Consider the following 13408-nt stretch of genomic DNA (forward strand, 5'->3'; position numbering starts at 1 on the left):
CAAATTCTGCGGTCGACCGTGGATTACCCGCAAAATCCCCAGCGCCCGGATCTCCGGGCGCTTTTTTTCGCCTTCTCGTCGGTCGGCCTGTCCGGCTTCGGCGGCGTGCTGCCTTTCGCCCGGCGCATGCTGGTCGAGCAGCGGCGCTGGCTGAGCGCCGAGGAATTCAACGCCCAGCTCGGCCTCTGCCAGTTCCTGCCCGGGCCGAACGTGGTCAACCTGGCGGTGGTCGTCGGCAAGCGCCAGGCCGGGCTGGCCGGGGCCATCGTCGCGCCGCTCGGGCTGCTTGCCGGGCCGCTGGTCATCGTCCTGCTGCTGGCGCTGCTTTACGACCGCTATGGTGAACTGCCGCTGGCCCAGTCGATGCTGCGTGGCGTCGCCGCTGCCGGTGCCGGCCTGCTCTTCGCAATGGCCTGGCGGATGGGCGCGGCACTGCGCGACAAGGCGCTGTTCCTGCCGTTCTCGGCGCTGGTCGTGCTCGGGATTGCCGGCCTGCGCTGGCCGATGCTGTGGATCATGCTCGGCGGCCTCGTCCTCTCCGGCGGGCTTGCCTGGTGGCGTCTGGGGCCGCGGCGATGATCGTGCTTGCGCTGTTCGTCGAGTTCGCCGTGCTGTCGTTCGTGGCCTTCGGCGGTGCCACCGCGCTGCTCCCGGAAATGCACCGGGTTGTCGTCGTCGAGCACGGCTGGCTGGACGACACCACCTTCACCCATCTCTACGCCATCGCGCAGGCGGCGCCCGGCCCGAACGTGCTGGTGGTGACGCTGATCGGCTGGAAGGTTGCCGGGCTGGCCGGGGCGCTGGCGACGACGCTGGCGATGTGCCTGCCGATGAGCGTCCTCATCTACCTGCTGATCGACCGCTGGGAGAGCTTTGCCGGCCGTCGCTGGCAGCAGGCTGTCAGCCTTGGCGTGGCACCGCTGGCGGTCGGCCTGATCTTTTCCGGGGCGACGCTGATCGCGCAGGCGGCCGGGCTGGGCTGGTCCGGCCTGGCGCTGGTCGCCACGGTCGTTGTCGTCTGCCTGAAGACGAAGCTGCATCCGCTGTGGCTGATCGGCGCCGGAGCGTTGCTCGGCGCCCTCGGTCTGGTCTGATTTTTGACCGTTTTTCGCGGTCGACCGTCAATTCAGGCCAGGATCGTCCGCAGCGCCTCGCTCAGGGCGCGGCATTCGGCGTCGCTGCCGATGGTGATGCGCAGGAACTGGTCGATGCGCGGCAGCTTGAAGTGGCGGACGATGATGTTGCGTTCGCGCAGCGCCCTGGCTAGTTCGCCGGCGTCGTGCCCGGGGTGGCGGGCGAAGATGAAGTTGGCGGCGGACGGCAGGACCTCGAAACCCAGGCCGCCCAGGTCGGCGCTGAGCGCCTCGCGGGTGGCGACGACCGCGGCGCAGCACTGCTGGAAATAGGCTTCGTCCTCGATCGCGGCGACGGCCCCGACGATCGCCAGGCGGTCGAGCGGGTAGGAGTTGAAACTGTTCTTGACCCGCTCCAGCGCCTCGATCAGGTCCGGATGGCCGACCGCGAAGCCGACCCGCAGCCCGGCCAGCGAGCGCGACTTGGACAGCGTGTGCACGACCAGCAGGTTGTCGTGGCGCTGGGTCAGCGGGATCGCGCTGGTGCCGCCGAAATCGACGTAGGCCTCGTCGACGAGCACCACCGAATCGGGGTTGGCGGCGACGATGCGTTCGATCGCGGCGAGCGGCAGCAGGCGGCCGGTCGGGGCGTTCGGGTTGGCGATCAGGATGCCGCCGTTGGCGACCCCGCAGTAGTCGGCCGGATTGATCGAGAAGTCGGCGGCGAGCGGCACGGCGACGTGGTCGACGCCGTAGAGTCCGCAGTACACCGGGTAGAAGCTGTAGGTGATGTCCGGGAAGAGGAGCGGTGCGTCGTGCTTGAGCAGCGCCTGGAAAGCGTGCGCCAGTACCTCGTCGGAACCGTTGCCGACGAAGACCTCGCGCGTCGTCACGCCGTGGCGCGCGGCGATCGCCTGCTTGAGCAGGTCGGCGTTGGGGTCCGGGTAGAGGCGCAGGCGGGCGCCGTCGTCGCCGAGTTCGGCGCGGATCGCCTCGACCACCCGCGGCGACGGCGGGCAGGGATGCTCGTTGGTATTGAGCTTGATCAGGTTGGCGATCTTGGGCTGTTCGCCCGGGACGTAGGGGGTGAGGTCGCGGGCGACCTGGCTCCAGAAGCGGCTCATCGGCTATTCACGGAAGGCGTAAAAATGAGGCGAAATGGTATCATGCCCCTCCGTTCCAACGATTTTTAGCCAAGTCCATGCGGCAAGCCGAAGTCACTCGCAATACCCTGGAAACCCAGATCACCGTCAAGCTCAACCTCGATGGCAGCGGCCAGGGCAAGTTCGCCACCGGCGTTCCCTTCCTCGATCACATGCTCGACCAGATTGCCCGGCACGGCCTGATCGACCTCGACATCGACGCCAAGGGCGACCTGCACATCGACGCGCATCACACCGTCGAGGACATCGGCATCACGCTCGGTCAGGCGCTGGCGAAGGCCTGGGGCGACAAGAAGGGACTGACCCGCTACGGCCACAGCTACGTGCCGCTCGACGAGGCGCTGTCGCGCGTCGTCATCGACCTGTCCGGCCGTCCCGGACTCGAGTTCAATGTCGATTTCGTGCGCGCCGCGATCGGTCAGTTCGACGTCGATCTGGTCTCCGAATTCTTCCACGGTCTGGTCAATCACGCCGGCATGACGCTGCACATCGACAACCTGCGCGGCAAGAACGCGCACCACCAGGCCGAGACCGTGTTCAAGGCCTTCGGCCGGGCGCTGCGCATGGCGGTGACGCCGGATGCGCGGATGGCCGGCTGCATGCCGTCGACCAAGGGCACGCTGTGATGGCTGGCCGGACGATCGCCGTCATCGACTACGGCATGGGCAATCTGCGCTCGGCCGCCAAGGCGGTCGAGCATGTTGCCGCAGGCGCCACCGTCGTCGTCACCGCCGATCCGGCAGTGGTTGCCGCCGCCGAGCGTGTCGTCTTCCCCGGCCAGGGGGCGATGCCCGACTGCATGCGCGAGCTCGATGCCCGCGGCCTGCGCGAGGCGGTGTTGCAGGCCGCCCGCGAGAAGCCCTTCCTCGGTATCTGCGTTGGCGAACAGATGTTGTTCGAGCGCAGCGAAGAAGGCGATGTCGCCGGCCTCGGCGTTTTCCCCGGCGTCGTCCGGCGTTTCCCGGAAGCCCGCATGGTCGGTGCCGACGGCCTGCGCCTGAAGGTGCCGCACATGGGCTGGAACGAGGTCCGCCAGCGGCCGCACGCGCTGTGGGCGGGGATCGCCGATGGCGCCCGCTTCTACTTCGTGCACAGCTACTGCGTGCAGGATATCGATCCGGCGCTGACCGCCGGCACCACCGACTACGGCCTGCCCTTTACCTGTGCGGTGGCGCGGGATAATATCTTCGCGGTCCAGTTCCACCCCGAGAAAAGCGCCCGCGACGGCCTGCAGCTCCTGAAGAATTTCGTCGAATGGCGCCCGTGATTCGCGCCGGCCGAATTTTCCCTCTCCGTTGAATTCCCATGCTGATCATCCCCGCAATCGACCTGAAGGACGGACAATGCGTCCGCCTCAAACAGGGCCTGATGGAACAGGCCACCGTCTTCTCCGAGAGCCCTGCCGAACAGGCGCGGCACTGGCTTGATCAGGGCGCCCGCCGGCTGCATCTGGTGGACCTCAACGGCGCCTTCGCCGGCAAGCCGAAGAACGCCGCGGCGATCAAGGCGATCCTGGCCGAAGTCGGCAGTGAAATCCCGGTCCAGCTCGGCGGCGGCATCCGCGACCTCGACACCATCGAGGCCTGCCTCGACGGCGGCCTTTCCTACGTGATCATCGGCACCGCGGCGGTCAAGAATCCCGGCTTCCTGCACGACGCCTGCACCGCCTTCCCCGGTCACATCATCGTCGGCCTCGACGCCAAGGACGGCAAGGTGGCGACCGACGGCTGGTCGAAGCTGACCGGCCACGACGTCGTCGATCTCGGCAAGAAGTACGAGGACTACGGCGTCGAGTCGATCATCTACACCGACATCGGCCGCGACGGCATGCTCTCCGGCATCAACATCGAAGCCACCGTGCGCCTGGCGCAGGCGCTGACGATTCCGGTGATCGCCTCGGGCGGCCTGTCCAACCTCGACGACATCCGCAATCTGTGCGCGGTCGAAGGCGAGGGCGTCGTCGGCACCATCGCCGGTCGCGCCGTCTATGACGGTTCGCTCGACTTCAAGGCGGCGCAGCAACTCGCCGACGAGCTGGGCGCCTGATGCTCGCCAAGCGCATCATTCCCTGCCTCGACGTCACCGCTGGCCGCGTCGTCAAGGGCACCAACTTCGTCGGCCTGCGCGACGCCGGCGACCCGATCGAGATCGCCCGCCGCTACAACGAGCAGGGCGCCGACGAAGTCACCTTCCTCGACATCACCGCTTCCAGCGACCAGCGCGACATCATCCTGCACATCGTCGAAGCCTGCGCCGAGCAGGTCTTCATCCCGCTGACCGTCGGCGGTGGCGTGCGCAAGGTGGAAGACGTGCGTCGCCTGCTCAACGCTGGCGCCGACAAGGTGTCGATGAATACCGCCGCGGTGCAGAACCCGGACCTGGTCTTCGATGCCTCGAGCAAGGTCGGCTCGCAGTGCATCGTCGTCGCCATCGACGCCAAGCAGACCGCGCCGGGGCAGTGGCATGTGTTCACCCACGGCGGTCGCAACGATACCGGGATGTCGGCGGTTGAATGGGCGAAAAAGGTGGAAATGCTCGGCGCCGGCGAGATCCTGCTGACCAGCATGGACCGTGACGGCACCAAGAACGGTTTCGACCTGGCGCTGACCCGCGCCGTCTCGGATGCGGTGAAGATTCCGGTGATCGCCTCGGGCGGCGTCGGCAACCTGCAGCATCTCGCCGACGGGGTCAGCGAAGGCCGTGCCGACGCGGTGCTCGCCGCCTCCATCTTCCACTTCGGTGAATACACCGTGCGCCAGGCCAAGGAATACATGGCGGCACGCGGCATCGAAGTCCGTCTCTGACGGTCGACTGCCCGGAAAAGCGAAAAATGGCCGATCTCGACAACGCGCTGCCCTGGCTCGACGCCCTCAAGTGGGACGCCGACGGGATGATTCCGGCGATCGCCCAGGATGAAGCCGGGCGCATCGTCATGTTCGCCTGGATGAACCGCGAATCGCTGCTGGAAACGGTGCGCTGCGGCAACGCGGTATACTGGTCGCGTTCGCGCCGGCGCCTGTGGCGCAAGGGCGAGGAGTCCGGGCACTGGCAGCGGATCCGCTCGATCCGCACCGACTGCGACGGCGACGTGCTCCTGCTCGAGGTCGAGCAGGTCGGCGGCATTGCCTGCCACACCGGCCGCGAAAGCTGTTTTTTCAACGAGTTGCAAGGGGAACGCTGGGTTCCCGTCGATCCGGTTCTGAAAGACCCGAAGGACATCTACCAATGAGCACGCACGACATCCTGCACCGCCTGTCCGATACCCTGGCCTCGCGCCGCCACGCCGATCCGGAGAAATCCTACACGGCCAAGCTGTTCTCGGAAGGCCCGGACTCGATCCTCAAGAAGATCGGCGAGGAATGCGCCGAGCTGATCATGGCCGGCAAGGACGGCAAGCGCCTCAACATCGTCCGCGAATCGACCGATGTCGTCTATCACATCCTCGTCCTGCTCGCCTTCTACGGCCTGTCGATCGAGGACGTGTCCCAGGAAATGCGCCGTCGCGAAGGCATTTCCGGCATCGACGAGAAGGCCTCGCGGAGCGCCGGCAAGTGAGCGACTGCCTGTTCTGCAAGATCGTCGCCGGGCAGATTCCGGCGCAGAAGGTCTACGAGGACGAGCTGGTGCTCGCCTTCCGCGACATTCATCCGCAGCGGCCGGTTCATATTCTCGTCATCCCGAAGAAGCACATTACCTCGCTGGCCACGGCGGCGGCAGACGACGCCGGGGTGCTCGGCCGGATGCTGGTCAAGGCCAACGAAATCGCGGTCGCCGAAGGCAGTCCCGGCGGCTTCCGTGTCATCATCAACACCGGCGAGATCGGGCAGCAGGAAGTGCCCCATCTGCACATGCACATCGTGGGCGGACCGCAACCGGTCGGCCCGATGCTCAAGCGAATCTAGGAGACATCATCATGGGTAGTTTTTCCATCTGGCACTGGCTGATCGTTCTGGTCATCGTCATGCTCGTTTTCGGCACCAAGAAGCTGCGCAACGTCGGCCAGGACCTCGGCGGCGCGGTCAAGGGCTTCAAGGACGGCATGAAGGAAGCCAACGCCGACAAGCCGGCCGACGCTGCCCAGCCGACGCAGCAGGTGAGCGGCGAGACGATCGACGTCGAGGTCAAGGAAAAGACCAAGTCCTGACCTTCCGGGCGGGTTTTCCGCCCGCCCGTTCCCGGTAATTTTCATGTTCGACATCGGCTTTTCCGAATTGATGGTGATCGGCGTCGTCGCGCTGCTGGTCATCGGTCCCGAGCGCCTGCCCAAGGTGGCGCGGACGCTCGGCCACCTGCTCGGGCGCGCCCAGCGCTATGTGAACGACGTCAAGTCGGACATCAACCGCGAGATGCAGCTCGACGAGTTGCGCAAGCTGCAGTCGCAGGTCAGCGACTCGGCCCGTTCGCTCGAGGATTCGGTGCGCAAGGAATACGACGCGGTGCGTAGCGGCGTGTCCACGCCGGTCCAGGCCGCCGTCGCCGATCTCGAGGCGACTGCCCGCCAGCTCGAGCAGGATGCCGCCGCCCCGCCGCCGGCCGTCGACACCGCCGCGCCGTCCCATCCCGACAAGCCGGTCAGCAACGCATGAGCGAATCCCTGCAGGAAGACTCCTTCATCTCCCATCTGGTCGAGCTGCGCGATCGCGTCTTGCGCAGCCTGATCGCGATTGCCGTCGTCTTCGGCGCGCTGGCCATCTATCCCGGTCCCGGCGCGATCTACGACATCCTGGCGGCGCCGTTGACGGCCGCCTTGCCCGAAGGGACGAAAATGGTCGCGATCGGCGTCATCACGCCGTTCATGGTGCCGCTCAAGGTGACCGCCATGGTCGCCTTCGTGCTCGCCCTGCCTTATGTGCTTTTCCAGGCCTGGGCGTTCGTCGCGCCCGGGCTGTATGCGCATGAACGCCGCCTGGGCGTGCCGCTGATCATTTCGAGCACGGTGCTGTTCCTGCTCGGGATGGCCTTCTGCTACTTCTTCGTCTTCGGCCAGGTCTTTCATTTCATCGCCAGTTTTGCGCCGAAGAGCATCACCCCGGCGCCGGACATCGAGGCTTACCTGTCCTTCGTGATGACGATGTTCATGGCCTTCGGCCTGTCCTTCGAGGTGCCGGTGGCGCTCGTCGTCATGGTCAAGCTCGGTGTCGTCCAGGTCGCCAAGCTGCGCGAGTGGCGTTCCTATTTCATCGTCGGCGCCTTCGTCGTCGCCGCCGTGGTCACGCCGCCGGATGTCGTCTCGCAGCTGGCGCTGGCGATCCCGATGTGCCTGCTCTACGAGCTCGGCATCCTGGCTGCCAGCCTGGTCACGCGCAGCCCGACGCGGGCCGAGGTCGACGCTGCCACGGTCGACGCCGCCCAGACGGCAAAAACCGGCGCCGAGATGGACGCCGAACTGGACCGCGCCGAGGCCGAATTCCGCAAGCTCGACGGCAACTGAGGCCGGCTCAGGCCGGCTGACGCGCCGGTCCCGGCCGAGTCGGCCGCTGCGCGAGCGCGGCCCCGTCGGCGAAGCGCCACAGGCTGCCGGCCGGCATCGTCGTCCAGGTCTCGTTGTCGGTCAGCGGCAGCGTCGCGATCACGGCGACGCGATCGTTCTCGGTCGTCACCTCGCGGAAATCGACGGTCAGGTCCTGGTCCTTCAGGTGCGCCTCGGCGAAAGGCGCCTGGCGGACGATGTAGCTCAGCCGCGTCGAGGCGTGGGCGAACAGGCAGTCGCCGTTCGAGAGCAGGAAATTGAATTCGCCGTGCTCGGCAATCGACAGGGTCAGTGCGTGCAGGACGTCGAACAGCTCGGCATCGTCCGGCCGGCGGTCGCCGAAGCGCTGGCGCAATGATTGCAGCAGCCAGCAGAAAGCGCGTTCGCTGTCGGTGTTGCCGACCGGCACGAAGCTGCCGTCGAGCGCCGGGGCGAAGTCGATCAGGTTGCCGTTGTGGGCGAAGATCCAGTAGCGGCCCCACAGCTCGCGCATGAACGGGTGCGTGTTCTCGAGCCGGACCGAGCCCTGGGTCGCCTTGCGGATATGCGCGATGACGTTCATCGAGCGGATCGGATAGCGGCTGACCAGTTCCGCCACCGGCGAGCTGGCCGAGGGCTGCGGGTCGAGGAAGACGCGGCAGCCGCGATCCTCGAAGAAGGCGATGCCCCAGCCGTCGGAATGGACGTCGGTGGCGCCGCCGCGGGCCTGGAAGCCGGAAAACGAAAAACAGATGTCGGTCGGCACGTTGCAGTTCATGCCGAGCAGCTGGCACATGGCGGCTTACTCCTCGGCGCGCAGCGGCGGCCGCTTGCCGATGCGGACCTGCAGTTCGAGGATGCTGCGGTCGCGGCGCAGGCGGAAGGCCGCTTTGTCCTCGGGCTTGAGGTCGGCGATCAGGTCGAGCATCACCTGCGGGTCGGTGACGCCCTTGCCGTTGACCGCGAGGAGGACGTCGCCGGGACGGACGCCGGCCTTGTCGGCCGGGCTGCCGCGCACGACGCCGGCGATCAGCGCGCCATCGGTATCGGGCAGGCTGAAGGACTCGGCCAGTTCCGGGGTGATTTCCTGGGCCTCGACACCGATCCAGCCGCGCGTCACCGAACCCGATTCGATGATCTGTTCCATGATGCTGCGGGCGCTCGAAACCGGGATCGCGAAGCCGATGCCGTGGTTGCCCCCGGTGCGCGAGTAGATCGCGGTGTTGATCCCGACCAGGTTGCCGGCCGCATCGACCAGCGCCCCGCCGGAATTGCCGGGGTTGATCGCGGCGTCGGTCTGGATGAAGTTCTCGAAGGTGTTGATGCCCAGGTGCGAGCGGCCCAGTGCCGAGACGATGCCCATGGTCACCGTCTGGCCGACGCCGAAGGGGTTGCCGATGGCGAGCACGACGTCGCCGACGCGCAGGTTGTCCATCTGGCCGAAGGTGATCGCCGGCAGGCCGGCGGCCTCGATGCGCAGCACCGCCAGGTCGGATTCGGGGTCGGTGCCGACGGTGCGCGCCTTGTAGGTCTTGCCGTCGTTGAGCGAGACCTGGATGTCGTCGGCGGCCTCGATGACGTGGTAGTTGGTCAGGATGTAGCCGTTGTCGCTGACGATGACCCCGGAGCCGAGCCCGGAGTTGCGGCGGTTCTGGCCTTCGGGGCGCTCGCCGAAGAAATGGCGGAAGATCGGGTCGTCGAACAGCGGATGGCGTTGCTGCTTGACCTCCTGCGTCGTGTAGATGTGCACCACCGCCGGCAAGGCCGCGCGCGCCGCGTCACGGTAGGAGCTTTGTGGCCGGACTTCGCCGTCGCTGGCGCTCGGCGCCTCCTGCAGCGCGATGATGCGCTGGCCGCGCGGCAGCCATTCCGGCTTCAGCGTGGAAACCGTGAAGACGACGGCCAACGCAACGGTGACCGTTTGTGCAAAAATCAGCCACAACCTGTGCATGAGTGTCCGTGACGATGAAACTGGAAGAATTGACGCTGTATCTCGACGATCTGCTGCAGACCGGCAAGTTCCGGGATTATTGCCCAAACGGTCTGCAAGTGGAAGGACGCGGCGAGGTCGGCCGGATCGTCGCCGGCGTCACCGCCAGCCAGAAATTGCTCGATCTGGCGGTCGACCGTCAGGCCGACGCGATTCTCGTGCACCACGGCTATTTCTGGAAAGGCGAGGACGGCCGCGTCACCGGCATGCGCCGCAAGCGCCTGGCGACCCTGCTCGGCAACGGGATCAGCCTGCTCGCCTACCATCTGCCGCTCGACGCCCATCCCGAACTGGGCAACAACGCCCAACTGGCGGCGCTGTGCGGCTGGTTGCCGGAAGGCCGTTTCGGCGAGCAGGAGATCGGCTGGTACGGTCGTCTGCCGGGGCCGTCGACGTTCGGCGAAGTGGTCGCCGGGCTGTCCCGGACGCTGGCCCGGCCGCCGCTGGCGATCGGCGATCCGGCCCGGCCGGTGCGGCGCCTCGCCTGGTGCAGCGGCGGCGCCCAGGGCTACTTCGAGCAGGCGATCGGGCTCGGCGTCGATCTTTATGTTTCCGGGGAGATCTCGGAGCAGACCGTGCATCTGGCCGAGGAGAGCGGCGTCGCCTACGTGGCTGCTGGCCACCATGCGACCGAGCGCTACGGCGTCAGGGCGCTGGCCGCGCACCTGGCGGCGCGCCATGGCCTCGACTGCCAGTTCATCGATCTCGATAACCCGGTCTGACCCGCTGGCTCAGCCACTGCAGGCCGACGGCGCTGAGCACGCCGCCGAGCAGCGTGCCGAAGATCAGTTCCAGCCATTGCCGCCAGATCGCCGTTTCGCGCGTGGCTAGCGGTCCGGCCGCCGGCGCTTCCTGGATCGCCTGGGCAATCTGCAGTTCCTGGCGCAGCGTTTGTGCCTCCTGCCGCAAGGCCAGTGCCCCGTCGAGTTTCTGCAGGCTCTCGTTGAGCCGGGCCAGGCTGGTTTCCATGCGCAGCAGGCGGGCTTCGGTTTCGTCGCTGAGCGCCGGTGGCAGCGGCTCGGCGAAGCTCAGCGAGGTGCTCAGGAGCAGGCGGTCGCCGCGGGCCGGCGGCGCTTTTGCCGGGCTGCGGGCGAGCTGGCTGGCCGGTTTTTGTGGCTGCACCGACTCGCGTCGCGTCGTCGGGCGCGGCTCGCGCGAGGGCTGGCTGTCGCTCGGCGCCAGCGCGGCGTGTTCGATGCGGCTGTCCGGTGGCAGCGGCATCAGGGCGTAATCGCGGACCAGTTCGGCGCCGCAGCCGGCGCGCAGGCGCAGCGTCGCCAGCGGTTCGTGCAGCGGCGTCGTTGTGGTCAGGCTGAGGTAGTGGCGCTTGCCCTGGCGCAGCAACTGGATGCGGGCCTTGGTGATCACCGGCAGTTCGGCGTTGCCGATGCGTTCCAGGCTGAAGCAGGGGGCGGCGAGCTTTTCATCGCCGCTGGCGAGGAGGGTGATCTCGGCGCGCAGCGGTTCGCCGATGCGCGAGAGCATGCTCAACTCGCCGAGACCTGCGGCGCGAGCAGGCAGCGGCGACAGGAGCAGGCAGAGCAGGAGCGGCAGGCTGGGCTTCATCGGGCGAATGGGCTAACATGGCGAGGTGCGATGCGCGCAGTATTGCATATTCCCCGAAAAATTCCATCGTCATCGAATGTCCTGCGTCTTCCCCCCTCCGCCCCAGCCTTCCCTGCCGGTGATCGGTACCGATCACCGCTTTCCGGTCCGCCGCATCTTCTGCGTCGGTCGCAACTATGCCGAGCACGCCCGCGAAATGGGCGCGACGGCGCAGGCCGACGGGCTCGAGCCGCCGTTCTTCTTCACCAAGCCCGGCGATGCGCTGGTCGGCGGTGCCGGCGAGCTGGCAGTCGCCTATCCGCCGCAGACCACCAACCTGCATCATGAAGTCGAACTGGTCGTCGGACTCGCTGCCGGTGGTGCCAATGTCACGGTCGACGCGGCGCTGGGGCTGATTTTCGGCTACGCCGTCGGCCTCGACCTGACGCGTCGCGACCTGCAGGCAAAAGCCAAGGAAAAGGGACATCCCTGGGACATGGGCAAGGGCTTCGACCAGTCGGCGGTTTGCGGTCCGCTGGCGCCGGCGACGGCAGTCGGGCATCCGACGACGGGCGCCATCCGCCTGCGCGTCAACGACCAGTTGCGCCAGGATGGCGATCTCGCCCAGATGGGCTGGAAGGTCGCCGAGATCATCGCCAATCTGTCGACGCTGGTGCGCCTGCAGGCCGGCGACCTGATCTACACCGGCACGCCGGCCGGCGTCGGCCCGCTGCAGCGCGGCGACCGCCTGCTCGGCGAGGTCGCCGGATTGCCCGAGCTGCGCGCCCGGATCGTCTGATTTTTCGGCAAATTCCGGTGTTGACCGTGCTGCGTGGGCTGCTCGCCCACGCCTTTCCCATTCTGGTTGCCCAGCTTGCCTCGATCGGCATGATGGTCGTCGATACCGCCGTGCTCGGTCACGTCAGTCCGCAAGACCTGGCTGCCGTGGCCATCGGCGGCGGCATTCACGTGGCGCTGGTCTTCGCGCTGGTCGGCGTCGTCCAGGCAGTAGCGCCGGTGGTCGCCCACCTGCACGGCGCCCGCCGCGACGACGAGGTGGCCGGGGTGCTCCAGCAGGGCTTCTGGCTGGCGCTGACGCTGTCGCTGCCCGGGGTCGTCTTCCTGCTGCACCCGGGTTTCGTGCTCGCGCCTTTCGGCATGGATGCGGTGGTCGACGCCAAGGTGCGCGAATATCTCGGGCTGCTTGCCTGGAGTCTGCCGGCGGCGTTGTTCTACCGCACCTTCTACGCCTTCTGCAATGCGCTCGGCCAGCCGCGCGTGCTGATGGGCATCGGCCTGGCGGCGCTGGCGGTGCACGCGCTGCTCGCCTGGGGGCTGGCGCTGGCCGGCTGGGCGGGCGCGCCGCTGGGCGTTGCCGGTTGTGCCTTGTCGAACATCGTCATCGGCTGGCTGGCCTGTCTCGGCGCCGCCCTGTGGCTGCACCGCGGGCCGCTCGGCCGGCGCTACCGGCCGTTTGCCAACTGGGCGCGGCCGCATCCGGCGACCTGGCGCGAACTGCTGCGCCTCGGCCTGCCGATGGGTTTTTCCAACCTCGTCGAAATCACCGCCTTCACGCTCGTCGCGCTGTTCGTCGCCGGCCTGGGGGCGACCGTCGTCGCCGGCCACCGGATCGTCGCCAATCTCTCGGCGCTGGCCTACATGTTGCCGTTGTCGCTCGCCTTCGCGACGATGGCGGCGGTCGGCCAGGCGCTCGGTGCCCGCGACTGGCCGGCGGCCAGCCGCCTGGTCCGGGCCGGCATGGGGCTGGCCGCCGTCAGCTCGCTGGTGGTCGGTTTGCTGCTCTGGCTGGCCGCCGAGCCGCTGGTCGCGGCTTATACCGACGATCCGGCGGTGCGCGGCGTCGCCCTGGCGCTGATCGGCTACATCGCCGTCTACCAGTTCTTCGATGCCCTGCAGACGATCGCCGGGCATGTCCTGCGTGCCTATCGGGTGACTTTCGTGCCGATGCTGGTGCAGACCGTCTGCTTCTGGGGGATTGCCCTGGCCGGTGGCGCCTGGCTCTGCTACCGCTGGTCGCCGCCGCTCGGCGTCGGCGGTTTCTGGCTGGCCTCGGTGATCGCCCTGGTGGCGGCCGCGGCAGCCTTGCTGCCACTGCTGCGCAAGGTCATGAAAGACCTTGAAAGTACGCCGTAATTATGAATTTTGGCCTGCAATAATTTGTTGCGGC

General features: G+C 67.4%; 19 protein-coding genes. 15 read left to right on the forward strand and 4 right to left on the reverse strand.

Going from position 1 to position 13408, the window contains the following annotated elements; translation table 11 throughout:
• The first annotated feature begins 18 nt into the window (after positions 1–18).
• Both DFR40_RS14220 and DFR40_RS14225 read left to right on the forward strand, forming a co-directional pair.
• Positions 19–579 (forward strand): chromate transporter, encoded by a 561-nt coding sequence (locus DFR40_RS14220; RefSeq protein ID WP_121459161.1) that lies wholly within the window; start codon positions 19–21, stop codon positions 577–579.
• Positions 576–1094 carry a chromate transporter gene (locus DFR40_RS14225; RefSeq protein WP_121459162.1) on the forward strand — a complete coding sequence of 173 codons (519 nt, stop codon included), beginning with the start codon at positions 576–578 and terminating at the stop codon, positions 1092–1094. The genes DFR40_RS14220 and DFR40_RS14225 overlap by 4 nt, the downstream gene beginning before the upstream one ends.
• Positions 1095–1126: 32 nt before the next feature.
• Here DFR40_RS14225 and hisC read toward each other — a convergent pair whose 3' ends face one another.
• A complete protein-coding gene (gene hisC, locus DFR40_RS14230) occupies positions 1127–2197 on the reverse strand; it encodes a histidinol-phosphate transaminase (RefSeq protein ID WP_121459163.1) in 1071 nt (356 codons plus the stop codon).
• Between the two features lie 77 nt (positions 2198–2274).
• On the opposite strand from hisC, the gene hisB reads away from it, so the two are divergent.
• The 10 genes from hisB to tatC are packed head-to-tail and all read left to right on the forward strand — an operon-like array spanning position 2275 to position 7667.
• Complete coding sequence (gene hisB / locus DFR40_RS14235) at positions 2275–2862, forward strand: imidazoleglycerol-phosphate dehydratase HisB (RefSeq protein WP_121459164.1); 588 nt, start codon at positions 2275–2277, stop codon at positions 2860–2862.
• Positions 2862–3503, forward strand: a complete 642-nt coding sequence (gene hisH / locus DFR40_RS14240) for an imidazole glycerol phosphate synthase subunit HisH (protein ID WP_121459165.1) — start codon at positions 2862–2864, stop codon at positions 3501–3503. Before hisB ends, hisH begins: the two co-directional genes overlap by 1 nt.
• Positions 3504–3541: 38 nt before the next feature.
• A complete protein-coding gene (gene hisA, locus DFR40_RS14245; protein WP_121459166.1) occupies positions 3542–4282 on the forward strand; it encodes a 1-(5-phosphoribosyl)-5-[(5-phosphoribosylamino)methylideneamino]imidazole-4-carboxamide isomerase in 741 nt (246 codons plus the stop codon).
• On the forward strand, positions 4282–5040 hold the full coding sequence (gene hisF / locus DFR40_RS14250) for an imidazole glycerol phosphate synthase subunit HisF (RefSeq protein WP_121459167.1): 759 nt from the start codon (positions 4282–4284) through the stop codon (positions 5038–5040). The genes hisA and hisF overlap by 1 nt, the downstream gene beginning before the upstream one ends.
• A gap of 26 nt (positions 5041–5066) precedes the next feature.
• Positions 5067–5465, forward strand: a complete 399-nt coding sequence (hisI, locus tag DFR40_RS14255; protein ID WP_121459168.1) for a phosphoribosyl-AMP cyclohydrolase — start codon at positions 5067–5069, stop codon at positions 5463–5465.
• A complete protein-coding gene (locus tag DFR40_RS14260; protein ID WP_121459169.1) occupies positions 5462–5791 on the forward strand; it encodes a phosphoribosyl-ATP diphosphatase in 330 nt (109 codons plus the stop codon). Before hisI ends, DFR40_RS14260 begins: the two co-directional genes overlap by 4 nt.
• Positions 5788–6138 (forward strand): histidine triad nucleotide-binding protein, encoded by a 351-nt coding sequence (locus DFR40_RS14265; protein WP_121459170.1) that lies wholly within the window; start codon positions 5788–5790, stop codon positions 6136–6138. Before DFR40_RS14260 ends, DFR40_RS14265 begins: the two co-directional genes overlap by 4 nt.
• Before the next feature lie 11 nt (positions 6139–6149).
• A complete protein-coding gene (gene tatA / locus DFR40_RS14270) occupies positions 6150–6380 on the forward strand; it encodes a Sec-independent protein translocase subunit TatA (RefSeq protein ID WP_121459171.1) in 231 nt (76 codons plus the stop codon).
• Positions 6381–6423: 43 nt separating this feature from the next.
• Positions 6424–6822 carry a Sec-independent protein translocase protein TatB gene (gene tatB / locus DFR40_RS14275; protein ID WP_121459172.1) on the forward strand — a complete coding sequence of 133 codons (399 nt, stop codon included), beginning with the start codon at positions 6424–6426 and terminating at the stop codon, positions 6820–6822.
• Complete coding sequence (gene tatC / locus DFR40_RS14280) at positions 6819–7667, forward strand: twin-arginine translocase subunit TatC (RefSeq protein WP_121459173.1); 849 nt, start codon at positions 6819–6821, stop codon at positions 7665–7667. The genes tatB and tatC overlap by 4 nt, the downstream gene beginning before the upstream one ends.
• Before the next feature lie 7 nt (positions 7668–7674).
• Here the strand turns inward: tatC and DFR40_RS14285 are convergent, their stop codons facing one another.
• Positions 7675–8481 carry a class II glutamine amidotransferase gene (locus DFR40_RS14285; protein ID WP_121459174.1) on the reverse strand — a complete coding sequence of 269 codons (807 nt, stop codon included), beginning with the start codon at positions 8479–8481 and terminating at the stop codon, positions 7675–7677.
• A 6-nt stretch (positions 8482–8487) separates the two neighbouring features.
• A complete protein-coding gene (locus tag DFR40_RS14290; RefSeq protein ID WP_121459175.1) occupies positions 8488–9636 on the reverse strand; it encodes a Do family serine endopeptidase in 1149 nt (382 codons plus the stop codon).
• Between the two features lie 14 nt (positions 9637–9650).
• Here DFR40_RS14290 and DFR40_RS14295 point away from each other — a divergent pair, with 14 nt between their 5' ends.
• Entirely contained in the window at positions 9651–10397 is a 747-nt protein-coding gene (locus tag DFR40_RS14295) for a Nif3-like dinuclear metal center hexameric protein (RefSeq protein ID WP_121459176.1), read from the forward strand.
• Here DFR40_RS14295 and DFR40_RS14300 read toward each other — a convergent pair.
• Positions 10372–11241, reverse strand: a complete 870-nt coding sequence (locus DFR40_RS14300) for a type IV pilus assembly protein FimV (RefSeq protein WP_121459177.1) — start codon at positions 11239–11241, stop codon at positions 10372–10374. The genes DFR40_RS14295 and DFR40_RS14300 overlap by 26 nt on opposite strands.
• Before the next feature lie 118 nt (positions 11242–11359).
• Between DFR40_RS14300 and DFR40_RS14305 the strand changes: the two genes are divergently transcribed.
• Together DFR40_RS14305 and DFR40_RS14310 are read left to right on the forward strand one after the other, a co-directional pair.
• Complete coding sequence (locus tag DFR40_RS14305) at positions 11360–12019, forward strand: fumarylacetoacetate hydrolase family protein (RefSeq protein WP_342767621.1); 660 nt, start codon at positions 11360–11362, stop codon at positions 12017–12019.
• 17 nt (positions 12020–12036) lie between these two features.
• Positions 12037–13374 carry an MATE family efflux transporter gene (locus DFR40_RS14310; RefSeq protein ID WP_245985692.1) on the forward strand — a complete coding sequence of 446 codons (1338 nt, stop codon included), beginning with the start codon at positions 12037–12039 and terminating at the stop codon, positions 13372–13374.
• Positions 13375–13408: the final 34 nt, after the last annotated feature.

This window comes from Azonexus fungiphilus, from assembly GCF_003634965.1.
GTDB lineage: Bacteria > Pseudomonadota > Gammaproteobacteria > Burkholderiales > Rhodocyclaceae > Azonexus > Azonexus fungiphilus.